Origin of the sequence: Yersinia sp. KBS0713, from assembly GCF_005937895.2 — a bacterium.
In the GTDB taxonomy this organism is placed as follows: domain Bacteria; phylum Pseudomonadota; class Gammaproteobacteria; order Enterobacterales; family Enterobacteriaceae; genus Yersinia; species Yersinia bercovieri.
Genome location: NZ_CP042173.1, coordinates 1,855,918 through 1,878,188, shown reverse-complemented (window position 1 = coordinate 1,878,188; position 22,271 = coordinate 1,855,918). Strand labels below are relative to the sequence as shown.

Below are 22,271 nucleotides of genomic sequence, written 5' to 3'. Positions count from 1 at the left end.
CCTTCAGCGCAATTTTGTTAATGCCTTGTAAGATTCGTGTCAATACTACTTGAATATTCGTTCCACGCCAATCCGAAACGGATTGAGGTATAATGCGCTAATCATTCGGAATCGCAATAATCATGAATAAATTCTCTGTTAAAAATCACAAAGTTAACCGATTCAGCACTCAGTCACAGGCCAAAGCGACAGCGCCAGTCACCCCACGGCGAGTGCTGTTATTCAACAAGCCTTTTGATGTGTTACCGCAATTTACAGATGAGTCGGGACGGCGAACTTTGAAGGAATTCATTCCTTTTAGTGATGTTTATGCCGCTGGCCGACTCGATCGTGACAGTGAAGGCTTACTGGTGTTAACCAATGATGGCAAGTTACAAGCCAAACTGACGCAACCGGCCCAGAAAACAGGTAAAGTCTATTTTGTGCAAGTAGAGGGAGTACCCGGAGAGGAAGCGCTTACTCAGCTTCAGCGGGGGGTGACCTTAAAAGATGGCCCGACCCTACCGGCCGGCGCTGAGTTAGTGGCTGAACCCGAGTGGCTCTGGCCACGTCATCCACCTATTCGCGAGCGAAAATCGATCCCCACCAGTTGGTTAAAGATCACCCTTTTCGAGGGTCGCAACCGGCAAGTCCGCAGAATGACCGCCCATATTGGCTTCCCAACTCTACGTCTGATACGTTTTAGTATGGGAAATTTAAGTCTTGGCGACCTGCAGCCAGGCGAATGGAAGGAGATAAACCATGTTTAAGCCCCATGTTACCGTCGCTTGTGTCGTACACGCCCAAGGGAAGTTTTTAGTTGTCGAAGAGACCATTAACGGCAAAAAGTTGTGGAATCAACCTGCAGGTCACCTGGAAGCAGATGAAACCCTGCTACAGGCCGCGGAAAGGGAGTTGTGGGAGGAGACCGGTATTCGTGCAACACCGCAATCGTTTTTGCGGATGCATCAATGGATAGCACCGGACAAAACGCCATTTTTACGTTTCGCTTTTGTGATTGAACTGCCGGCCCCACTACCCACCTCGCCCCATGACACTGATATCGACTGCTGCCTGTGGCTCACTGCCGATGAAATAGTGCAATCAGCCAATTTGCGTTCACCGCTGGTCGCAGAAAGTATCCGCTGTTACCAACAGCCAGAGCGCTACTCCCTTGATTTGGTTGGCCCCTTTAACTGGCCGCTATAACAGGCGGATTTGATTTACGCAGGTAATTTCACTCAGAGCGCGAATCAACAATGCAGCAACGCGATCAACGTGATAAAATCCGGCGCTTGTTTTTATAATGCCTTATCGGCGTGGATAAATTGTGCGGATGGTTGATCCGCGAGAGTCCAGCCGAGACTTAGGTATTTACGTTAGTGAGACTCCCATGTCAGATAACAGCCAGAAAAAAGTCATCGTCGGTATGTCCGGCGGTGTCGACTCTTCCGTTTCCGCTTACCTGCTCCAGCAACAGGGCTACCAAGTCGCAGGCCTGTTCATGAAGAACTGGGAAGAGGATGATGGCGAAGAGTATTGCTCAGCAGCGACCGATTTGGCCGATGCTCAAGCGGTATGCGACAAGCTGGGCATGGAGTTGCACACCGTCAATTTTGCCGCAGAGTATTGGGACAACGTGTTCGAACTGTTCCTGGCCGAGTATAAAGCTGGGCGCACGCCTAATCCCGATATTCTCTGTAATAAAGAGATCAAATTTAAAGCTTTCCTTGAGTTCGCCGCCGAAGATCTGGGGGCGGACTATATTGCTACCGGTCACTATGTTCGCCGTCAGGACGTTAATGGTAAAAGCCGCTTGTTACGTGGCTTGGATGGCAATAAGGATCAAAGCTACTTCCTTTATACCCTCAGTCACGAACAGCTTGCTCAGAGCCTGTTCCCGGTGGGTGAGTTAGAAAAACCTGAAGTTCGCCGCATCGCCGAGCAGCTTGATCTGGTCACCGCAAAGAAAAAAGACTCTACCGGCATCTGTTTTATTGGCGAACGCAAATTCCGCGATTTCCTTGGCCGCTACCTGCCGGCGCAACCCGGGCCTATCATGACCGTAGACGGCCAGCATGTGGGTGAACATCAGGGCCTGATGTATCACACCTTAGGGCAACGTAAGGGGTTAGGGATTGGTGGCACCAAAGATGGCGGCGATGACCCTTGGTATGTGGTGGATAAAGATGTGGCCAACAATATCTTGCTGGTAGCACAAGGCCATGAACATCCTCGATTAATGTCTGTGGGCCTGATTGCCCAACAGCTACATTGGGTTGATCGTCAACCCATCACTGCCGCTTTCCGCTGTGTGGTGAAAACCCGTTATCGTCAGCAGGATATCCCGTGCACCGTGACCCCACTGGATGATGACCGTGTTGAAGTTCGGTTTGATGATCCGGTGGCGGCAGTTACGCCCGGTCAGTCCGCCGTCTTCTACCAGGCTGAAGTGTGTCTCGGTGGTGGTATTATTGAAGCGCGCTATCCACTGACTGACTCAGCACCCTACTAAATCAGTCAACACTGAGCCGAAATGTTTACAGGAGTGACCGTGGCGAAGAACTATTATGATATTACACTGGCATTGGCAGGAGTCTGCCAGTCAGCTCGCTTGGTTCAACAATTGGCCCATGAAGGTCAGTGCGATAATGACGCATTAAGTACCGTGCTGGGGGGGTTGCTGCAAACCAACCCCCCGTCAACACTGGCGGTGTTTGGCGGTGATGAGCAATCCCTGAAAATGGGGTTGGAAACCTTGCAAAGCGTCTTAAATGCCAATCGTCAGGGGCCGGCTGCGGAATTGACCCGCTATACCCTGAGCTTGATGGTGCTGGAACGTAAGCTCAACGCCAATAAGTCAGCCATGAATACCTTAGGTGAACGTATCAGCCAGCTTGATCGCCAACTGGCACATTTTGACCTCGAATCTGAAACTATGATGAGTTCGCTGGCATCTATTTATACTGATGTTATCAGCCCGCTCGGCCCGCGTATTCAGGTCATAGGTTCACCGGCTATTTTACAAAGCACACTGGTGCAGGCAAAAATTCGTGCCACCCTGCTGGCGGGCATCCGCTCAGCCGTGCTTTGGCAACAAGTTGGCGGAAGCCGCTTGCAGTTAATGTTTTCGCGAAATCGTCTGTTTAAGCAGGCACAGAGTATTCTTGCTCATAATTGAAATCTGATCTCAGGAGTCGCCACCGATGGAATTATCCTCACTGACCGCCGTTTCACCTATTGATGGACGCTACGGCGATAAAGTCAGCGCACTGCGCTCAATCTTCAGCGAATTCGGTTTGCTGAAATTCCGTGTGCAGGTCGAAGTACGTTGGCTGCAAAAACTGGCCGCCTGTGCAGAAATCAAAGAAGTTCCGGCTTTTGATGCCGACGCAAACGCTTACCTCGATAAGATCGTGCAAGAGTTCAATGAGCAGGATGCACAGCGCATCAAAACCATTGAACGTACCACGAACCATGATGTGAAAGCGGTTGAGTACTTCCTCAAAGAGAAGGTGGAGAGCATTCCAGCCTTACATGCGGTGTCAGAATTCATTCACTTCGCTTGTACCTCTGAAGATATCAATAACTTATCCCACGCCTTAATGTTGCAAACCGCCCGCCAGGATGTGGTCTTGCCGATGTGGCGTCAGATTATTGATTCAATTAAAGCGCTGGCCCACCAATACCGTGACTTGCCGCTGCTGTCCCGCACCCATGGCCAACCCGCAACCCCCTCCACTATCGGCAAAGAGTTTGCTAACGTTGCTTACCGTATGGAGCGTCAGTTCCGCCAGCTGTCACAAGTGGAAATTCTGGGCAAAATCAATGGTGCTGTCGGCAACTATAATGCGCACATCGTGGCTTATCCTGAAGTCGACTGGCATCAGTTCAGCGAAAGTTTTGTCACATCACTGGGGATTAACTGGAACCCATACACCACTCAAATCGAACCTCACGATTATATTGCTGAGCTTTTTGATTGTGTTGCCCGCTTCAATACTATCCTGATCGATTTTGACCGTGATATCTGGGGTTATGTTGCACTGAATCACTTCAAGCAAAAAACCATCGCCGGCGAAATTGGCTCAAGCACCATGCCGCATAAAGTCAATCCGATTGATTTCGAAAACTCCGAGGGCAACCTTGGGCTATCTAATGCAGTGCTGGGCCATTTGGCTAGTAAGTTACCGGTTTCACGCTGGCAGCGTGATCTCACCGACTCCACTGTGTTGCGAAATCTGGGTGTCGGCCTGGGTTATGCCCTGATCGCCTATCAGGCGACGATGAAAGGGATCAGCAAGCTGGAAGTCAATGAAGCGCACCTGCTGGAAGAGTTAGACCATAACTGGGAAGTTCTGGCTGAGCCAATCCAGACCGTCATGCGCCGCTATGGCATTGAAAAACCGTATGAAAAACTGAAAGAACTTACCCGTGGCAAGCGTGTTGATGCCGCAGGTATGCAGGCGTTTATTGATGGTCTGGCCTTGCCGGAAGAGGAGAAAACTCGCCTGAAGGCCATGACCCCCGCCAACTATATTGGTCGGGCGGCATCCATGGTTGATGAATTAAAGTAATCTTTATCACTTACCTGCAACGTGATTGACGTTGCAGGTCATTCACCCGTCAACGCCCCTCAACTCAGCCTGGTGGACTAGTTATAGCTTAAAATACCAACGAATATACAAAGGGTTAGCGTCATTTTTATCACCCCACGGTCTATTTCGTTACCCTACTTCCTCCCTGTTTAGTCCCGGTTTAGTTCCGGTTTAGTTGTTGTCGCAGATAATGCTAGCAATATCAAAAGGACTGTATACACGTAGGCGCGACTATCACATGCAGTGGGTTTGCGTTATAACTTCTAAATAATCAGTTTTAATTATTGACTGGGTAATAGTTAATTATCCGATCAATGAGCTATCGAGGGATTGGATATGCGGGTTTTGGTTGTGGAAGATAACGCTTTGTTGCGCCACCATCTTACGGTGCAAATGCGTGAAATGGGTCATCAGGTCGACGCAGCAGAAGATGCTAAAGAGGCGGACTATTTCCTACAAGAGCACGCCCCAGATATCGCCATTATTGATCTTGGTCTCCCCGGTGAAGATGGATTGAGCCTTATCCGTCGTTGGCGTAGCCACCAAACCAACTTACCCATTTTGGTGCTGACAGCACGTGAGAGCTGGCAAGATAAAGTTGCGGTGCTGGAAGCTGGTGCCGATGATTATGTGACCAAACCCTTCCATCTGGAGGAGGTCATTGCTCGAATGCAAGCTTTGATGCGGCGCAATATTGGTCTGGCGTCTCAGGTCATTGAGTTCCCCCCATTTCAGATTGACCTTTCGCGCCGAGAGTTGTGTGTCAATCAGCAACAGATTAAACTGACGGCCTTCGAATACACCATTATTGAAACCCTCATTCGTAATTCGGGTAGGGTCGTCAGCAAAGAGACACTGATGCTGCAACTGTACCCTGATGCAGAACTACGTGAGAGCCATACCATTGATGTATTAATGGGCCGCTTGCGTAAAAAACTGCAGGCAGAACATGAGGGTGAAGTGATTACGACCATCCGTGGTCAGGGCTACCGTTTTGACGCCAGCTAGACACCATGTTCAGGAAAAATAGTAAGCCGTTCTCCCTGCGGGCCCGTTTTCTTATGGCAACTGCCGGTGTCATCCTTGCGCTATCACTCTCTTATGGCATGGTGGCGGTGGTGGGCTATATTGTCAGCTTCGATAAGAACACCTTCAAAGCTCACCGTGGTGAAAGTAACCTATTTTTCAGTCTGGCACAGTGGCACGATAATAAACTCAGTATTTCGATGCCCCCTGAACTTGAGCTGAACATCCCTACGCTGATTTTGATTTACGATAAAGATGGCAACATCTTGTGGCGCCAGCGTCATGTCCCTGAACTGGAATCTCGTATCGAAAAAAGCTGGTTACAAAAACCGGGCTTTTACGAACTGGATACTGGAACGCACATCAGTAGCATGATGCTCGGTGATAACCAGAAAGCGCAAGATCAGCTTAAAAAATATGACGATACCGACAACAGCGCCTTAACTCACTCAATCTCTGTCAATACTTATCCCCCGACCTCCCACTTGCCACAACTCACTATTGTGGTCGTCGATACTATCCCGCAGGAGCTACAGCGGTCTGATCTGGTTTGGGACTGGTTTAGCTACGTCTTACTGGCAAATTTACTGTTGGTGATCCCCCTGCTGTGGCTGGCAGCCTATTGGAGTCTACGGCCAATTAAAGCGCTGGTCAGCCAGATCAATCAGCTTGAAAAAGGTGAGCGCGAACAACTGGATGAGAACCCGCCCCGCGAATTACAAAGTTTGGTTCGTAATCTCAATATTTTGCTAACTAATGAACGCCAGCGTTATACCAAATATCGCACCACACTGTCGGATCTCACCCATAGTCTTAAGACCCCACTGGCAGTATTACAGACGGCATTACGCTCTTTGCGTACCGGTAAACAGGATACTATCGAGGAAATTGAGCCGATCATGCTTGAGCAGATCAGTCGAATCTCCCAACAAATTGGTTATTACCTGCATCGGGCCAGTATGCGTTCAGAACATAGCGTGCTGGTGCGGGAAATTCACTCTGTTCCTGCCCTGCTAGATAGCCTGTGCAGTGCGCTAAATAAAGTTTACCAGCGTAAAGGGGTCGTATTGACTCTCGATATCTCGCCGGAAGTTACTTTCCTCGGTGATAAAAATGACTTTATGGAGGTGATGGGTAATGTTTTGGATAACGCCTGCAAATACTGTTTGGAATTTGTTGAGATTACCGCCCTACACTCTGAAAAACAGCTCACTATCGTCGTCGAGGATGATGGGCCGGGCATCCCTGAAAGCAAGCGGCAGTTGATTTTCGAGCGCGGTCTGCGGGTGGATACATTACGCCCAGGGCAAGGGCTGGGGTTATCGGTCGCCGCCGAAATAATCGAGCAGTATCAGGGTAAAATTTCCATCACTGAGAGCCCCTTAGGTGGCGCAAAAATGATGGTAACCTTTGGCCAACAAAACGATTATCACGATGATTAACAAAATTTGCCTATCCCCCTGATACTGGTGACAGGCATCCGTTATAATCACTGCCAAGCCCCCTCCTATTTGGAATAAACATGGATTACCAACTCGATCTCGATTGGCCCGATTTTCTGCAGCGCTACTGGCAGAAACGTCCCGTTATCCTTAAACGTGGCTTTAAAAATTTTATTGACCCGCTCTCGCCAGACGAGCTTGCCGGATTAGCGATGGAGAATGAGGTCGATAGCCGTCTGGTCAGTCATGAGGATGGTCGCTGGCAAGTGGGTCACGGCCCCTTTGAGAGCTTTGACCACTTAGGTGAAACCAACTGGTCACTGCTGGTTCAGGCGGTTGACCACTGGCACGAACCCGCGGCGGCATTAATGCGCCCCTTCCGTGCGCTTTCTGACTGGCGCATGGATGATTTAATGATCTCCTTCTCAGTACCCGGTGGCGGCGTAGGCCCGCACTTTGACCAATATGACGTCTTTATCATTCAGGGCACCGGTCGGCGGCGCTGGCGGGTCGGCGAAAAAACTGAAATGAAGCAGCATTGCCCACATCCAGATTTGCTGCAAGTGGCCCCCTTCGACGCCATCATTGATGAAGAGATGGAGCCAGGTGATATTCTCTATATCCCACCGGGTTTCCCTCATGAAGGCTATGCACTTGAAAATGCATTGAATTACTCTGTCGGTTTCCGCGCACCGAATGCACGAGAACTGGTCAGTGGCTTTGCTGACTACATACTTTCACGGGAGTTAGGTAGCTACCGCTACAGTGATCCCGACCTGCCATTGCGCGAACATCCTGCTGAGGTGTTGCCGCAAGAGGTCGATAAGCTCCGGACCATGATGTTGGATTTAGTCCAGCAACCAGAGCACTTCCAAAATTGGTTCGGTGAGTTTATCTCTCAATCGCGCCATGAGTTGGATATTGCACCACCGGAGCCGCCTTATCAGGCCGGTGATATCTATGAGTTGCTCCAGCAAGGCGAAGCGCTGCAACGCCTAAGCGGCCTACGTGTGCTGCGCATTGGTGAGCATTGTTATGCTAACGGTGAGTTGATTGATACACCGCATTTGCAGGCTGCCGACGCATTGTGCCAATATTTCAGTGTTGATGCCGAGAAACTGGGTGACGCACTGGAAGATCCATCATTCCTGGCGATGCTAAGTGCGATGGTGAACAGCGGCTATTGGTATTTTAACGACTGATTTTGCGGTTTATGACATAAAAAAACGCCCCGAATAGTGGGGCGTGAGGTTATTGACAAAGTATCGGTTGCGGAGGGAACAGGTAGATCGTAAAGACGCCGTAAATCCTTCCCTGGAGGCTCGATCCGCGCCATCCCTGGCGCGGACGCTTTACTCTTCTACCCGTCCCTCCGTTCCAGATCGCGCCATCGGAGTTTGTCAGCAGTCTGGTGCCCCAAACAACGGGGTGTTTTGCTAAAAAATAGCCAGTAATTTTATGCGGCTTTAGCTCGTTTAGCGGTCAACTCCGCAATTCGCATAATAACTGAGACCGCTTTCTCCATCCCTTCCAGCGTAATAAACTCATGCTTACCGTGATAGTTATAACCGCCGGTAAAGATATTTGGGCAAGGCAACCCACGGAAGGATAGCTGAGCGCCATCGGTCCCGCCACGGATCGGCTTCATAATCGGGGTGATATCACAATCGCGCATGGCCTGCTGCGCCAGTTCAATAATATGCGGATGCTTAATAATATGCTCACGCATGTTGTAATAGCTGTCATCCATAATGATTTCGATATAGCAATCACGGTGTAAACCTTTCCCGACCCGCTTGGCAATATCTACCATATTCTTCTTGCGCGCTTCAAAACCATCGCGATTGAAATCCCGCACAATATAGTGCATTTCAGCCCGCTCAACAGTGCCTTTGATACTTTGCAGATGGTAGAAACCTTCGTAACCCTCTGTACACTCAGGTGTTTCCTCCACAGGAAGTTCCTGATGGAAACGAGTCGCCAGCGACAAAGCATTGACCATCACCCCTTTAGCACTGCCGGGATGAACATTATTCCCTACAATTTTGATGGTCACTGATGCCGCATTAAAGTTCTCAAACTCCAGCTCACCGACACCGCCACCATCTACGGTGTAAGCCCACTGCGCAGCAAACTCCTCCACATTAAAGAAGCGCGCACCTTTGCCCACCTCTTCATCTGGTGTGAATGCAATGCGGATATCCCCGTGAGGAACCTGGCTGTGCTTTAAGCGCACTATGGCGGTGACTATCTCGGCAATGCCGGCTTTATCATCTGCGCCTAACAGGGTTTTACCATCAGTGGTTATCAAGGTGTGCCCAAGTAGCTGATGCAATACCGGGAACATAACCGGAGATAAAACCTCATCACCCATCCCCAGGGCAATATCGCCACCACGGTAGTTTTCTAAAATCTGTGGATTGACGTTTTTACCTGAGGAATCAGGTGAAGTATCAAGATGGGCAATAAAACCAATGGTGGGGACCGGCCAGGAGACATTTGCCGGCAATGTTGCCATGAGACAGCCATGGTCACTCAAGCTAACCTGAGAGAGACCCAGCGCCTGCAACTCCTGTTGCAATGCCTGAGCAAGCTTGCGCTGCCCTTCAGTGCTCGGCACGGATTTTACATTAGCTTTTGCTTGTGTATCAAAAGAGACATAGTTGAAAAAGCGGTCGAGTAATTTGTCCATGGTTCCCACCCTCATAATAGTGATTATCATTATGGGGAAGTGATCGTGATCAAATATTGCGTCAGGTCAGTTTTAGACAAACTTAAGCCAGAATAAAAGCCACGACATAAAAAACTCGCCGGATGAGTTATTCATCAACCGGCAGAGTATTATTGCGGTGCCACAAAAGCAGAGAGAGCATTAGCCGAAATGATTAGTCGCCCTGACGATTCTCGCCACGCGTGGTTAAAAATTCGCGCACATATTCTGGTACTACTTTACTCGCCAGACCATAGTGCTTCTCATCAAACTGGCTTTCCACCTGACTAGGTTCCAGATTCAACTCGACGGTATGCGCACCATGTAAGCTTGATTCATGCACAAACCCGGCAGCAGGATAGACATGACCTGAGGTGCCAATTGAGATAAAGAAATCAGCTTCAGCCAGTGCTTGATAGATCTCATCCATCCCCATCGGCATTTCGCCAAACCACACAATGTGCGGCCGCAGCGGTGAAGGGAATTGGCAGCAGTGGCAGCGCTCATCAGCAGAGAGATCACCCGGCCAATCCAGCACCTGACCAGACTGCGTGCAACGGACTTTCAGTAGCTCACCATGCATATGGATCACTCGTTTACTGCCCGCTCTTTCATGCAGGTTATCAATATTCTGAGTCACCAAAACAAAGTTATCACCAAGCACCGCTTCCAAATCGGCCAGTGCGAAGTGAGCGGCATTGGGTGCAATATCTGGCTGCTGCAACTGACGACGGCGCGCATTATAAAAAGCTTGGACTAATTCAGGATCCCGACGATACCCCTCAGGCGTGGCGACATCCTCCACTTGATGCTCTTCCCATAAGCCATCAGCGGCACGGAAAGTACGAATACCAGATTCAGCCGAGATACCCGCTCCCGTCAGTACCACCACCAAGGGTTTCTTCATTTCTGAGATGGCAGCACTGTCCCGATGAAAAATACGGGAGCGAAAACGTTGATGCCGCAAATGCTTATTCTTGCGAAACCGACATAGCCGATGGCGAATGCGCATAACTTTTTGCCTCTTCTATAACCTTGCCACTTGGGGCGACAGGGGCAACATACCGCCCACCTGTAGCATCAATGACATTGGGTATTATTATTGATAGTAACGACTATTACTCATTCAAATTCAGAAATGCAGCCCCACGAACACCACCCGCATCGCCATAACGCGCTTTTTCAATGCGTGGCAAGCGCGCCACCCGCAATAAGTGTTGCGGTAAGCGTTTGGGTAGCTCCTCGTAGATCTGCGCGAAATTAGATAATCCGCCGCCAATCACCACTAAATGGGGGTCCAGCATGGTCAGTAAGTTGCCCAGACACACAGCGAGCACATCCATAAATCGCTCAATATGAGCCACGGCCTTAGGTTCACCAGCATTATAGTTGGCGATAATTTCGGTCGCGGGCAAAGATTGTTGAGTGAAGTGCTGATACAGCCATTCAAAACCACGGCCAGAAATATAGTTCTCGATACAACCATTATGGCCGCAGCCACAAGGCACCCGAGGAATATCTGCGCCCAAGATATCTAGCGCATCCACCGGTAAGCGGAAGTGACCAAATTCACCCGTGATATGGTTGCGCCCACTAACAATGCTGCCGTTGACAATCAGACCACCGCCAACCCCTGTGCCAAGAATCAGCCCCAAAACGGTTGGATAGGCACGAAATTCAGGGTCCCAAGCTTCAGACAGCGCAAAACAGTTGGCATCGTTATCAATGCGAACTTCGCGCTGAATCAATTTTGACAGGTCGCCTTGCAATGATTGGCCCATCGCCGCCGGGACATTGGCGGTGAAAACAGTGCCATCATCTGCATTAGGCAAACCGGGAATACCAATGCCCACACGGCCTTTAACACCACAATGCGCATCTGCTTCCAGTGTTAAACTCTGTAATGTTTGCAGCAACTGTTGATAGTCTTCACGTGGCGTAGGGACTCGTTTATGCCAGATTCGTTGTAGGTTGGCATCAAAAACGCCCAACTCAATTTTGGTGCCACCCATATCAAAGCCGTAATACATAAACTTATCCTTATATGCCCTAGATAATTCGAGTTGTAGCCGGCGGCCAACACAGATGCCGCTGGGAGTATCACGGCAATAACTACTGCCCGCTCAATACCCGCGCAGGATCAATACGACTGGCACGACGCGCAGGATACCAGCTGGCTATCAAACTCAGCACCAGTGCAGTTGCCAGTACGCAGGCCACGTCAAACCAGTGCAGCTCTGACGGCAAGAAATCGATGAAATAGATATCACCCGACAAAAATTGATGCCCGATCAGCTGTTCCAAGCTGCGGATAATGGTGGTTAATTGCAGCGAAATAATCACCCCCGCCACCACACCGCTAATGCTACCGATAAGCCCGGCCAGCAAGCCATACCAGATGAAGATGGCCCGGATCAGGCCATCTTTAGCGCCTAACGTGCGCAATACGGCGATATCACTACTCTTATCTTTAACCGCCATCACCAACGTAGACACAATATTAAAACTGGCAACCCCGATCACCAGCACCATAGCTAAGTACATGATAGTGCGGATCATCTGGATATCTCGGTACATATAGCCATAGGTGCCAATCCAGCTGCTGATATAGACATAGGCGTTACTCACCTCACCGGCGCTGCGCACCAGTTTATTGGCGTTATAAACATCATCTACCTTGATGGCGATACCGGTAACACTATCACCCATATCAAGATATTGCTGTGCATCAGCCAATGGCACCAGTGCCAGACTGTGATCCAACTGACCACTTAGCTGAAAGATACCCGCCACTTGTAGACGAATGCGCTTAGGTTGCAGCAGTTTCATCTCAGGATCGCTATTGGGGATCATCACCGTCAGCCAAGAGCCATGTTTCACCCCCAGGGCATCCGCCAGACCCTTGCCTAAGATAATCTGCTGCTGCCCCGCCTTGAAATTATCCCAGGCGTGATCAGCAACAAAACTGGGCAATGCGCTAAGGCGCTGCTCAGACTCGGGATCAACCCCTTTGACCTGCACCGCCCGCAGCTGCGTGGCGTTTTCAATCAGCCCGGTAAAATTGATATAAGGAGCCGCCGCCAGAATACCCGGCACTTTTTCAATGCGTTGTAAGCTTGATGACCAGTCAGCGAATGGCTGATTAACTGCCGCAATCTCGCCATGAGGTACAACCGCCAAAATACGGTTTTTCAGCTCACGTTCGAAGCCATTCATCGCACTTAGGCCGACGATCAATACGGTAACACCCAAGGCAATACCCAGAGTGGAAATCACCGAAATTAGCGACACCATACCGCCACGACGGCGGCCACGGCTAAAACGCAAACCGATTAAGAGCGAAAGTGGCAAAGCACCCATCACTGCGCCCCCACCAACGTCAAGTGCTGTTGTAACTGACCATCACGCATTTCTAACTGGCGACTCATCCGTTTCGCCAACTGTAAATCGTGGGTGACCACTAAAAATGCCGTCCCTTGACGAACATTCAATTCACCCAGCAAATTGAAGATGCTATCTGCATTGCGTTGGTCAAGATTACCGGTCGGCTCATCGGCTAAAACCAGCGAAGGGTTATTGACCAACGAGCGGGCAATCGCCACCCGCTGGCGCTCACCACCGGATAACTCCGAGGGGCGATGCTTACTGCGCTTCTCCAGCCCGACGGCCACTAACATGGCACGGGCTTTATCCTGCGCCTGCGCCGGTTTAGCGCCGCCGATTAACAGTGGCATCGCGACATTTTCTAATGCAGTAAAATCAGGCAACAAATGGTGGAATTGATAGATGAAACCTAACTCACGGTTACGCAGTTCTGCTTTCGCGCTGGAGGAGAGCTGATTCAGTGAGCGCCCCTGATAAATCACCTCACCGGAGGTTGGGGTATCTAAACCCCCCAACAGATGCAGCAAGGTGCTTTTCCCTGAACCGGAGCTACCGACAATTGCCATCAGCTCACCAGACTCAATGGTGAACGACACATTGCTCAGAACGTCAGTATGCAGTTGCCCTTCCTGATAGCGTTTGCACAAGTTTAAGCACTGTAATAAAGGATGATTACTCATAGCGTAAAGCCTCGGCAGGTTGTGCGGCGGCAGCGCGCCAGGAAGGATAAAGCGTGGATAGCAAAGCAATCGCCATCGCCACCAGGGCAATGACCGTGACCTGAAGCGGGTTAATTTCCACCGGTAATGAACCGCCATCGATCAGTAAACCGAGAATAGGGATGATGGTGTTCAATTGGCTGGCGAGTAAAATACCCAATCCGGCACCAAGCAGCGCACCAATCACGCCAGCGGTCGCGCCCTGCACCATAAATATCAGCATGATTTGGCGGCGGCTCAAGCCTTGCGTCTGCAAAATAGCCACCTCGCCCTGCTTTTCCATCACCAACAGGCCCAGCGAGGTGATGATATTAAAGGCCGCCACGGCGATAATCAGGCTCAGCAGCAGCCCCATCATATTTTTTTCCATGCGCACGGCCTGGAATAACTCACCTTTGCGATCACGCCAATCCTTCCAAACCATGCCCTCCGGCAAGGTCTGCTGACTCAGGCTATCAACGGAGAGCGGCTGTGAAAGGAATAAGCGCCAGCCGGTAATATTGCCCGCCGGATAGCGCATTAGGCGCGATGCATCCTGCTGATTAACCAGCATTTGATAGCCATCGACCTCGCTGTCCGCCGCGAATGTCCCGATCACATTAAATAGCCGCTGGCTAGGGATGCGCCCCATCGGGGTAAACTGACTGGCACTCGGCACCATCAAACGCAGCGTTTCACCCCGTTTAACCCCTAACTGCCCTGCGAGCTTCTCGCCGAGGATCATATTGTAGCTACCGGGCTGTAAATCTTTCAGCTGCACATTAACCAAATAGCTAGCCAATGGCTCATGCTGAGAGGGATCAACCCCCAACATCACCCCCGCGGAGAGATTGCGCGCGCTTTGCAACACCACGTCCGCGGTGGTCAGCGGCACAATGTCGGTCACACCGGTCAGTGATTTCAGTGCTGAAGCTGGCATCTGCTTCGGGTCGAGTGAACCTTGCGGCGTGGTTATCAGCGCCTGTGGCATCAGCCCCAAAATATTATCTTGCAAACCGCGCTCAAAACCATTCATCACAGATAATACTGTAATCAGTGCCATCACACCCAGCGTGATGCCAATGGTCGAAAGCCACGAAACGAACCGACCGAAACGGTCGGATGCACGGCCGCGCATATAACGCAGGCCAATAAATAGTGCGACAGGTTGATACATGAAATCTGTTTAGATCCTGTTGCTAAAGCAAAGTGATCGAGGATAATAAAGGGTACTACCGCTTTATGGAACCATTAACCGCCTAAATCTCCGGCTTTTATTCCAAAAAAGAGCACCCATCTGTGGCTATAGCTGTTCACGTGCTAGGATAGCCGCCGAGATAATTTGTCCTGATAAAGAGACTGTTTAACTGCTTATGTCCCAACAATATCGTTATTCATTACCTGAACGACGTGGCGATACCCGTCAGTTAGGTCAGTTGACCGGCTCTGCTTGCGCGGTCGAATGTGCGGAAATCATTGAGCGCCATCATGGCCCGGTAATGTTAATTACCCCCGATATGCAGACGGCGCTGCGCCTACGAGATGAGATCCAGCAATTCTCATCATGGCCGGTGAACACCCTCTCCGACTGGGAAACACTGCCGTATGACAGTTTTTCACCGCATCAGGATATTATTTCGGCCCGCCTCTCCTGCCTATACCAGCTTCCTGCAATGGAACGCGGCGTTATTATTCTCCCAGTCAATACCCTAATGCAACGGGTATGCCCCCATGAGTTCCTGCATGGTCATGCACTGGTGATGAAAAAGGGCCAGCACCTGTCACGGGATAAGTTGCGCGCCCAACTAGAGCAAGCAGGCTACCGCAGTGTTGATCAGGTCATGGAGCACGGTGAGTTTGCCACCCGTGGCGCACTGCTGGATCTCTATCCGATGGGCAGCGAAGAGCCATATCGCATTGATTTCTTTGACGATGACATTGACAGTTTGCGGGTGTTTGATGTGGATACCCAGCGCACGCTCACTGAAGTTGAGCAGATAAACTTACTGCCGGCTCATGAATTCCCCATTGATAAAGCGGCTATTGAGCTATTTCGCAGCCAATGGCGTGAGCAGTTCGACGTCCGCCGTGATGCGGAACATATCTATCAGCAAGTGAGCAAAGGCATCTGGCCCGCTGGGATCGAGTACTGGCAGCCGCTGTTCTTCAGCCAGCCATTACCTTCACTGTTCAGCTATTTACCTGAAAACACCCTATTGATAAACACCGGTTCACTGGAGAACTCAGCTGAGCGTTTTTGGCTCGATGTGAATCAACGTTTTGAGAGTCGTCGCATTGACCCAATGCGCCCATTGCTGGCCCCCGAAACCCTCTGGTTGCGGGTAGACTCGCTATTCAGCGAGCTAAAAGAGTGGCCACGGCTCCAGCTTAAAACCGATGAACTGCCCGCCAAAACGGCCAATACCAACTTGCACTATCAGGCGCTACCTGATTTAGCGGTGCAAGCGCAGCAAAAAGCGCCATTGGATAATCTGCGCCGCTTTATTGAGGCATTCAGCGGCAGCATTGTGTTCTCCGTAGAGAGTGAGGGGCGACGCGAAACACTGCAAGACCTGCTGGCACGGATAAAAATCAGCCCGACCCTGATAACCGAATTATCGCAAGCCCGCGCCCCCGGTCACTATCTGATGATTGGTGCGGCCGAGCGTGGCTTCCTTGATGCGGATAAACAGCTCGTGCTGATTTGTGAAAGCGATTTGTTGGGCGAGCGCGTTAGCCGCCGTCGGCAAGATAACCGCCGCACCATCAATACCGATACTCTGATCCGCAATCTGGCCGAGCTACGCCCCGGTCAGCCAGTGGTGCATCTGGAACACGGCGTTGGCCGCTATCTGGGCCTGACCACCCTTGAAGCGGGCGGTATCAAAGCTGAATACCTGATATTGACCTATGCCGGTGAAGATAAGCTGTATGTGCCGGTCTCATCCTTGCATCTGATTAGCCGCTATTCCGGTGGTGCAGACGAAAATGCGCCGCTGCATAAACTGGGCGGCGAAGCTTGGGGTCGGGCACGACAGAAGGCCGCAGAAAAAGTGCGGGATGTGGCGGCTGAACTGCTGGATATCTACGCCCAGCGCGCAGCCAAATCGGGCTTCAAATTCAAACTCGATCGCGAACAATATCAGCTGTTCTGCCAAAGCTTCCCGTTTGAAACCACCCCGGATCAGGAACAGGCCATCAACGCAGTTCTCAGTGATATGTGCCAGCCGCTGGCGATGGATCGACTGGTGTGTGGTGATGTCGGCTTCGGTAAAACTGAAGTGGCGATGCGGGCGGCATTCCTCGCGGTGGCTAATAATAAGCAAGTCGCGGTATTGGTGCCGACCACCCTGCTCGCCCAGCAGCATTTTGACAACTTCCGCGACCGCTTTGCCACCTGGCCGGTGCGGATTGAGATGATGTCTCGCTTTCGTAGCGCCAAAGAGCAGCAGCTCATTCTGGAGCAAGCCGCGGAAGGGAAAGTCGATATTATTATCGGCACCCATAAGTTGCTGCAAAGTGATCTGCGCTGGCAAGATCTCGGCCTGCTAATTGTCGATGAAGAGCACCGTTTCGGTGTGCGCCATAAAGAGCGCATTAAAGCCATGCGCGCGGATGTGGATATCCTGACGCTAACCGCAACGCCTATTCCGCGCACACTGAATATGGCGATGAGCGGTATGCGCGATTTGTCGATTATTGCCACCCCGCCAGCGCGTCGGTTGGCGGTGAAAACCTTTGTCCGCGAATATGACAGCCTGGTGATTCGGGAAGCGATTTTGCGTGAGATTCTGCGTGGTGGGCAGGTTTACTACCTGTACAACGACGTGGAGAACATCGAAAAGGCCACCCAGCGGCTAGCTGAATTAGTGCCAGAGGCACGGATCGCAATTGGCCATGGTCAGATGCGTGAACGGGATCTAGAGCGGGTGATGAATGACTTCCATCACCAGCGCTTTAACGTACTGGTATGCACAACGATTATCGAAACAGGTATCGACATTCCTAGTGCTAATACCATTATCATTGAACGCGCCGATCATTTTGGTCTGGCACAGCTACACCAATTGCGCGGCCGTGTCGGGCGTTCGCATCATCAAGCTTATGCCTACCTGTTGACGCCGAACCCAAAAGCCATGACCACCGATGCCAAAAAGCGGCTGGAGGCGATCGCCTCACTGGAAGATCTCGGTGCGGGCTTCGCGCTGGCAACCCATGATCTGGAGATTCGTGGGGCGGGTGAATTGTTAGGCGAGGACCAAAGCGGCCAGTTGACCACCATTGGTTTCTCGCTCTACATGGAGCTGCTGGAGAACGCCGTTGATGCACTGAAAGAGGGGCGCGAGCCATCACTGGAGGATTTGACCAGTCATCAGACTGAAATTGAGATGCGTATGCCGGTGCTGCTGCCCGATGATTTCATTCCTGATGTGAATGTCCGGCTTTCATTCTATAAACGTATCGCCAGTGCACGTAATGAAACAGAACTTGATGAGTTAAAAGTTGAGCTAATCGATCGCTTTGGCAAGCTGCCAGATGCTGCCCGCTACCTGTTACAAACCGCTGAATTGCGTCAGCAAGCGCAGAAGTTGGGGATTAAGCGAATTGAAGGCAATGAACGCGGTGGTTTTGTCGAATTTAGCGAGAAGAACAGGGTCGATCCGGTCTATCTGATTGGGCTGCTGCAACGTCAGCCGAAAATATATCGACTGGAAGGGCCAACCAAGCTGAAGTTTATGCAGGATTTAACTGACCGGACGCAACGACTGAAATTTATCAGCGAATTGTTAGCGGCATTTGCTCAGCATTGCGTAGCTTAATTGGCTAATTAGCGCGGGCTCTCAGCAAGGAGAGACCCGCGTTAATGCTAATGCCACTCGCTAAACTGTTATACTCTTCGTGCCTGGCGCCGCAGGGGTGTTAGCTACACTCACTCACCCGAATCACTTACTTGAGTAAGCTCATCGGGATTAATGAGCCTCAAAGAGGCTCACCCTACGGGCTAGCATAAATGCTGTTCAAATCGGTTTTCACCGATTTGTCATTCATTTGCTGCCTACCTGCAACCCCAATAACTTTGAGTATCAATTGGCTAAAAATTACGTTAAGCGATCAGAATTAGCACTATATCGCGGGTTCTTGGTACAAGGTCTTGGACAACAGATTTTGTATTATGCTCGGTCGTTCAGTATCAGTTGACCATTTTTATCGATTGGGATCTGCGTGCCTGGATCACGATCCATACGAATTTTTCCCTGTTGATCGCCAATTTTGTAGGTTACGTCATATCCCAGCATCTTCTGTGACTTGTCGTAAACCGTTTGGCAACGTTGTTGGGTGGTCGTATAAGTATCATTTTCCTGCATGTTATTTTGCACGCGGTTACCGGCATAGCCACCTGCCAGGGCACCTGCAACAGTGGCGATATCTTTACCACGGCCACCGCCTACCTGATGGCCCAGAACGCCACCCGCAACGGCACCTAACACTGAACCCGCGATTTGGTTCTCATCCTGCACCGGTTTACGGTGAGTGACAGTCACATCGCGGCACTCTTTACGCGGCGTTTTGATAGTCTCTTTAATCGGCGTTGCGGCAAGAACTTGTGCATATTGCGGTGCGCCGGAGAATACATTCATACTCGCGACAGCGGCAATTCCCAGAGCGGCCGCAATACCGATACCCACACCTGCTAACATTGATTTGTTCACAGGAAATCCTCCTGAAAGTGTTACCACGCATCTTCTGCCCCAGAATTCCATGTAATAAACAGAAAATCTGGCAGCGTCTGGCTTTGAGGGCTGAACCCTGATCACCGGAGTACGGCGTGCGTGACTCGCCGTCTTAACTCAGTAGACCGATGAAGTCTGCACAATGTGCGCAGACCTAGCAATAAGACAAATGGACTAAACATCCAGATAATAGGTGTGAATGAATGTGTTTAGGAGGAATCCGACTGATAGGCCATGTTAATGCGAAATTTTATGCTGATGATTTAACATTACCTGCGCATTTTTTTAGCTTTACGTGCGTTGCTTAAGATCAAAAAAAACCGCCACCATAATAAAATAGCAGCGGTTTCTATTGAGCAGAACAGACCTAAAAGCCATTGGTATTACAGCTAATCCTGCTGCGATGCCAAGGAGGAAAGGCAGTTTAGTGGAGCTTAAGGCGCGGTCTAATCACCCGATTAATACCACCCACCAGCATCATAAGGCCTGTCTTAGTGTAACCATGCAGTGCCACTTGATGCATACGATAGAGCGAGATGTAGACCACTCGAGCAACACGGCCCTCGACCATCATGGAGCCACGCATCAGGTTGCCCATCAAGCTGCCAACAGTGCTGAATTTCGACAGTGAAACCAGTGAGCCGTGGTCTTTGTAGATGTACGGCTTCAGCGGCTGGTCATTGAGCAGTGCCAGAATATTGTTGTAACAACGGCTGGCCATCTGATGTGCTGACTGCGCGCGCGGCGGCACAAAACCGCCATTTGGCTGCGGACAAGAGGCACAGTCGCCGATGGCAAAGATATTCGGATCACGGGTCGTTTGCAGTGTCGGTTCAACCACCAACTGGTTAATGCGGTTGGTCTCCAGCCCGGCGATATCTTTCATAAAGTCCGGCGCTTTAATCCCTGCGGCCCAGACCATCAGATCGGCGTTAATGTACTCGCCCTCTTTGGTATTCAGGCCGTTTTCGTCAGCGCTGGTTACCATAGTTTTGGTCAATACACGGACACCCAACTTAATCAGCTCTTGATGCGCAGCAGCCGAAATGCGCGGCGGCAGGGCCGGCAGAATACGCTCACCCGCTTCAACCAGTGTTACATTCAGCGCCTGGTTATCCAAACCTTCAAAACCGTAGCTGTGCAGCTGTTTCACCGCATTATGTAGCTCAGCAGATAGCTCCACACCGGTAGCACCACCACCCACAATGGCGATGTTCACTTTGCCCTTCTCACCCGGTTGCGCGGAGTATTTCAGGAACAGGTTGAGCATCTCATTATGGAAACGGTGCGCCTGATGCGGGTTATCCAGGAAGATGCAGTTCTCTTTCACCCCCGGCGTGCCGAAATCGTTCGAGGTGCTACCCAGCGCCATCACCAAAATGTCATAGGTTAATTCACGTTGCGTCACCAGCACATCGCCGTGTTCGTCGCAAATCTCCGCCAAACTGAGGGTTTTGGTTTCACGGTTGATGTCAGTTAAGGAACCCAACTGGAAATTAAAGAAGTGGTTACGGGCATGAGCCAGATAGCTCAGCGCATCGACGCCATCATCCAGAGAGCCGGTTGCCACCTCATGCAACAGCGGTTTCCACAAATGGCTATGGTTACGATCGACCAAAACTATTTCGGCTTTTTTACTGCGGCCTAGCTTGTGACCCAGACTTGTTGCCAGCTCAAGACCGCCGGCACCACCACCAATAATAACGATTTTTTTCTTCGGCGTTGTCAAAATGACCCCCTAAATGTGAACCAATTGTTAGCTAAGGGTAAATGAATAATATCCTTAGATAACATAGGGTTCGCTGATGCTAAATCAATAATCTGTAGCCAGAATATCATGCAGGGTTATTTGGTCATACCAAAATTGATATATATCAACTTTTTTTGATTAAAGTGGCAGCGGCAGATTTTTTCTGGAATAGGATTCAAATAGTTAGCATTTCGTCACAATTTAGAACTTTGCTAATTGCCAACACGGGAAGAGCTATTTTGATGTTATTCGCCATAAAAATGGCCTGAAAAAAGCACGTCAGCTACTCTTTCCAAGCCAGCTAATCGTGAGTCATTAGTTCTACAATTAACTCATCATTAACATTAAGCGGCATTAACCTGGAGTTTTAGGTCACTCCATCTCTCATTCTACCCCAGCGTTTTAAACGCCTTGACGCGCTGGAGATGGGGCGACAGATCCTTAAATTTGTGACTCTGTTTCTCATCCCAGACAATCTCATAATAGGGGTGCAGATCACTGGCCGTCAGCTTGCTATCAAGCATTTCATCATGGCGAGAGAGCACCACCAGGCAACGATCGCGGTTTTTCTCGCGGAAGTTATTGATGCATTTGCTGGCAATATCGACATACTCTTCCGGGCGGTCAATTTTGCCACTCATATTATTCTGTGGGTAGAGATTGGGATTGAACACCACCTGACGAACTCCACACAGGAAGCCGATACGCTCAGCCCAAAAACCCCCCAAGCCGACGCCGCAAATCAGTGATTTAGCATCGCCGCCCTGCTGGATGGCTTTATCCACCTCTTTCAGTAAATGCTGCATGTCATGGCGAGGATGCAAAGTGCTGTAACTGATAAAACGCACATCCGGATCAATGAATTGCAGTTGCAGGACTTTCTCGTGATTACCGGGGCTGTTGGAATCAAAACCATGTAGATAGACGATCATATTTATCCTCGCGACTTAAC

The 22,271-nt window shown here is 50.4% G+C and carries 18 protein-coding genes; 9 read left to right on the top strand and 9 right to left on the bottom strand.

Features of this window, described 5'->3' with window-relative positions; translation table 11 throughout:
- Window positions 1-122: 122 nt before the first annotated feature.
- From rluE to FFE93_RS08760, 8 genes are all read left to right on the top strand, one after another.
- Complete coding sequence (gene rluE / locus FFE93_RS08795) at window positions 123-749, top strand: 23S rRNA pseudouridine(2457) synthase RluE (protein ID WP_005273144.1); 627 nt, start codon at window positions 123-125, stop codon at window positions 747-749.
- Window positions 742-1,188, top strand: coding sequence for an NUDIX hydrolase (locus FFE93_RS08790; RefSeq protein WP_032897417.1), 447 nt, complete (start codon window positions 742-744; stop codon window positions 1,186-1,188). The genes rluE and FFE93_RS08790 overlap by 8 nt, the downstream gene beginning before the upstream one ends.
- A 184-nt stretch (window positions 1,189-1,372) precedes the next feature.
- Window positions 1,373-2,494, top strand: a complete 1,122-nt coding sequence (mnmA, locus tag FFE93_RS08785; protein WP_054871977.1) for a tRNA 2-thiouridine(34) synthase MnmA — start codon at window positions 1,373-1,375, stop codon at window positions 2,492-2,494.
- A gap of 39 nt (window positions 2,495-2,533) precedes the next feature.
- Window positions 2,534-3,160, top strand: a complete 627-nt coding sequence (gene hflD / locus FFE93_RS08780; protein ID WP_032897413.1) for a high frequency lysogenization protein HflD — start codon at window positions 2,534-2,536, stop codon at window positions 3,158-3,160.
- Between the two features lie 25 nt (window positions 3,161-3,185).
- Window positions 3,186-4,556 (top strand): adenylosuccinate lyase, encoded by a 1,371-nt coding sequence (gene purB, locus FFE93_RS08775; protein WP_005273133.1) that lies wholly within the window; start codon window positions 3,186-3,188, stop codon window positions 4,554-4,556.
- A 357-nt stretch (window positions 4,557-4,913) separates the two neighbouring features.
- Window positions 4,914-5,585 carry a two-component system response regulator PhoP gene (phoP, locus tag FFE93_RS08770; protein WP_032897410.1) on the top strand — a complete coding sequence of 224 codons (672 nt, stop codon included), beginning with the start codon at window positions 4,914-4,916 and terminating at the stop codon, window positions 5,583-5,585.
- A 5-nt stretch (window positions 5,586-5,590) separates the two neighbouring features.
- Complete coding sequence (gene phoQ, locus FFE93_RS08765; protein WP_054871975.1) at window positions 5,591-7,045, top strand: two-component system sensor histidine kinase PhoQ; 1,455 nt, start codon at window positions 5,591-5,593, stop codon at window positions 7,043-7,045.
- An 80-nt stretch (window positions 7,046-7,125) separates the two neighbouring features.
- Window positions 7,126-8,247 (top strand): cupin domain-containing protein, encoded by a 1,122-nt coding sequence (locus FFE93_RS08760; protein WP_005273123.1) that lies wholly within the window; start codon window positions 7,126-7,128, stop codon window positions 8,245-8,247.
- Between the two features lie 254 nt (window positions 8,248-8,501).
- On the opposite strand, the gene pepT is transcribed toward FFE93_RS08760, so the two are convergent.
- From pepT to lolC, 6 genes are all read right to left on the bottom strand, one after another.
- Complete coding sequence (pepT, locus tag FFE93_RS08750) at window positions 8,502-9,737, bottom strand: peptidase T (protein ID WP_138775045.1); 1,236 nt, start codon at window positions 9,735-9,737, stop codon at window positions 8,502-8,504.
- A 193-nt stretch (window positions 9,738-9,930) separates the two neighbouring features.
- A complete protein-coding gene (gene cobB, locus FFE93_RS08745; protein ID WP_032897401.1) occupies window positions 9,931-10,767 on the bottom strand; it encodes a Sir2 family NAD+-dependent deacetylase in 837 nt (278 codons plus the stop codon).
- 106 nt (window positions 10,768-10,873) lie between these two features.
- Window positions 10,874-11,785: an N-acetylglucosamine kinase gene (nagK, locus tag FFE93_RS08740; RefSeq protein WP_005273114.1), complete on the bottom strand. Its 912-nt coding sequence runs from the start codon at window positions 11,783-11,785 to the stop codon at window positions 10,874-10,876.
- A gap of 82 nt (window positions 11,786-11,867) precedes the next feature.
- The gene (gene lolE, locus FFE93_RS08735) at window positions 11,868-13,115 is read right to left on the bottom strand and encodes a lipoprotein-releasing ABC transporter permease subunit LolE (RefSeq protein WP_057646820.1); all 1,248 of its coding nucleotides are present in this window, start codon (window positions 13,113-13,115) and stop codon (window positions 11,868-11,870) included.
- Window positions 13,115-13,819, bottom strand: coding sequence for a lipoprotein-releasing ABC transporter ATP-binding protein LolD (gene lolD, locus FFE93_RS08730; protein ID WP_032897398.1), 705 nt, complete (start codon window positions 13,817-13,819; stop codon window positions 13,115-13,117). Before lolD ends, lolE begins: the two co-directional genes overlap by 1 nt.
- On the bottom strand, window positions 13,812-15,014 hold the full coding sequence (lolC, locus tag FFE93_RS08725) for a lipoprotein-releasing ABC transporter permease subunit LolC (protein ID WP_005273108.1): 1,203 nt from the start codon (window positions 15,012-15,014) through the stop codon (window positions 13,812-13,814). Before lolC ends, lolD begins: the two co-directional genes overlap by 8 nt.
- 196 nt (window positions 15,015-15,210) lie before the next feature.
- On the opposite strand from lolC, the gene mfd reads away from it, so the two are divergent.
- Window positions 15,211-18,657 carry a transcription-repair coupling factor gene (mfd, locus tag FFE93_RS08720; protein WP_138775044.1) on the top strand — a complete coding sequence of 1,149 codons (3,447 nt, stop codon included), beginning with the start codon at window positions 15,211-15,213 and terminating at the stop codon, window positions 18,655-18,657.
- 351 nt (window positions 18,658-19,008) lie between these two features.
- Here mfd and FFE93_RS08715 read toward each other — a convergent pair whose 3' ends face one another.
- The 3 genes from FFE93_RS08715 to ycfP all read right to left on the bottom strand — a co-directional run bounded on the left by FFE93_RS08715 (window position 19,009) and on the right by ycfP (window position 22,251).
- Window positions 19,009-19,548, bottom strand: coding sequence for a glycine zipper 2TM domain-containing protein (locus tag FFE93_RS08715; RefSeq protein ID WP_005273099.1), 540 nt, complete (start codon window positions 19,546-19,548; stop codon window positions 19,009-19,011).
- A 445-nt stretch (window positions 19,549-19,993) separates the two neighbouring features.
- A complete protein-coding gene (locus FFE93_RS08710; RefSeq protein ID WP_049602459.1) occupies window positions 19,994-21,298 on the bottom strand; it encodes an NAD(P)/FAD-dependent oxidoreductase in 1,305 nt (434 codons plus the stop codon).
- A 410-nt stretch (window positions 21,299-21,708) separates the two neighbouring features.
- Window positions 21,709-22,251, bottom strand: a complete 543-nt coding sequence (ycfP, locus tag FFE93_RS08705; RefSeq protein ID WP_005273093.1) for an alpha/beta hydrolase YcfP — start codon at window positions 22,249-22,251, stop codon at window positions 21,709-21,711.
- Window positions 22,252-22,271 lie beyond the last annotated feature (20 nt).

Excerpts from the sequence above, each read along its gene's own strand:
- FFE93_RS08760 (WP_005273123.1), top strand. The coding sequence starts at position 7,126 with ATGGATTACCAACTCGATCTCGATTGGCCCGATTTTCTGCAGCGCTAC.
- lolE (WP_057646820.1), bottom strand. The coding sequence starts at position 13,115 with ATGGGTGCTTTGCCACTTTCGCTCTTAATCGGTTTGCGTTTTAGCCGT.
- nagK (WP_005273114.1), bottom strand. The coding sequence starts at position 11,785 with ATGTATTACGGCTTTGATATGGGTGGCACCAAAATTGAGTTGGGCGTT.
- lolC (WP_005273108.1), bottom strand. The coding sequence starts at position 15,014 with ATGTATCAACCTGTCGCACTATTTATTGGCCTGCGTTATATGCGCGGC.
- purB (WP_005273133.1), top strand. The coding sequence starts at position 3,186 with ATGGAATTATCCTCACTGACCGCCGTTTCACCTATTGATGGACGCTAC.
- cobB (WP_032897401.1), bottom strand. The coding sequence starts at position 10,767 with ATGCGCATTCGCCATCGGCTATGTCGGTTTCGCAAGAATAAGCATTTG.
- rluE (WP_005273144.1), top strand. The coding sequence starts at position 123 with ATGAATAAATTCTCTGTTAAAAATCACAAAGTTAACCGATTCAGCACT.
- mfd (WP_138775044.1), top strand. The coding sequence starts at position 15,211 with ATGTCCCAACAATATCGTTATTCATTACCTGAACGACGTGGCGATACC.
- mnmA (WP_054871977.1), top strand. The coding sequence starts at position 1,373 with ATGTCAGATAACAGCCAGAAAAAAGTCATCGTCGGTATGTCCGGCGGT.
- pepT (WP_138775045.1), bottom strand. The coding sequence starts at position 9,737 with ATGGACAAATTACTCGACCGCTTTTTCAACTATGTCTCTTTTGATACA.
- ycfP (WP_005273093.1), bottom strand. The coding sequence starts at position 22,251 with ATGATCGTCTATCTACATGGTTTTGATTCCAACAGCCCCGGTAATCAC.
- FFE93_RS08790 (WP_032897417.1), top strand. The coding sequence starts at position 742 with ATGTTTAAGCCCCATGTTACCGTCGCTTGTGTCGTACACGCCCAAGGG.
- phoP (WP_032897410.1), top strand. The coding sequence starts at position 4,914 with ATGCGGGTTTTGGTTGTGGAAGATAACGCTTTGTTGCGCCACCATCTT.
- phoQ (WP_054871975.1), top strand. The coding sequence starts at position 5,591 with ATGTTCAGGAAAAATAGTAAGCCGTTCTCCCTGCGGGCCCGTTTTCTT.
- lolD (WP_032897398.1), bottom strand. The coding sequence starts at position 13,819 with ATGAGTAATCATCCTTTATTACAGTGCTTAAACTTGTGCAAACGCTAT.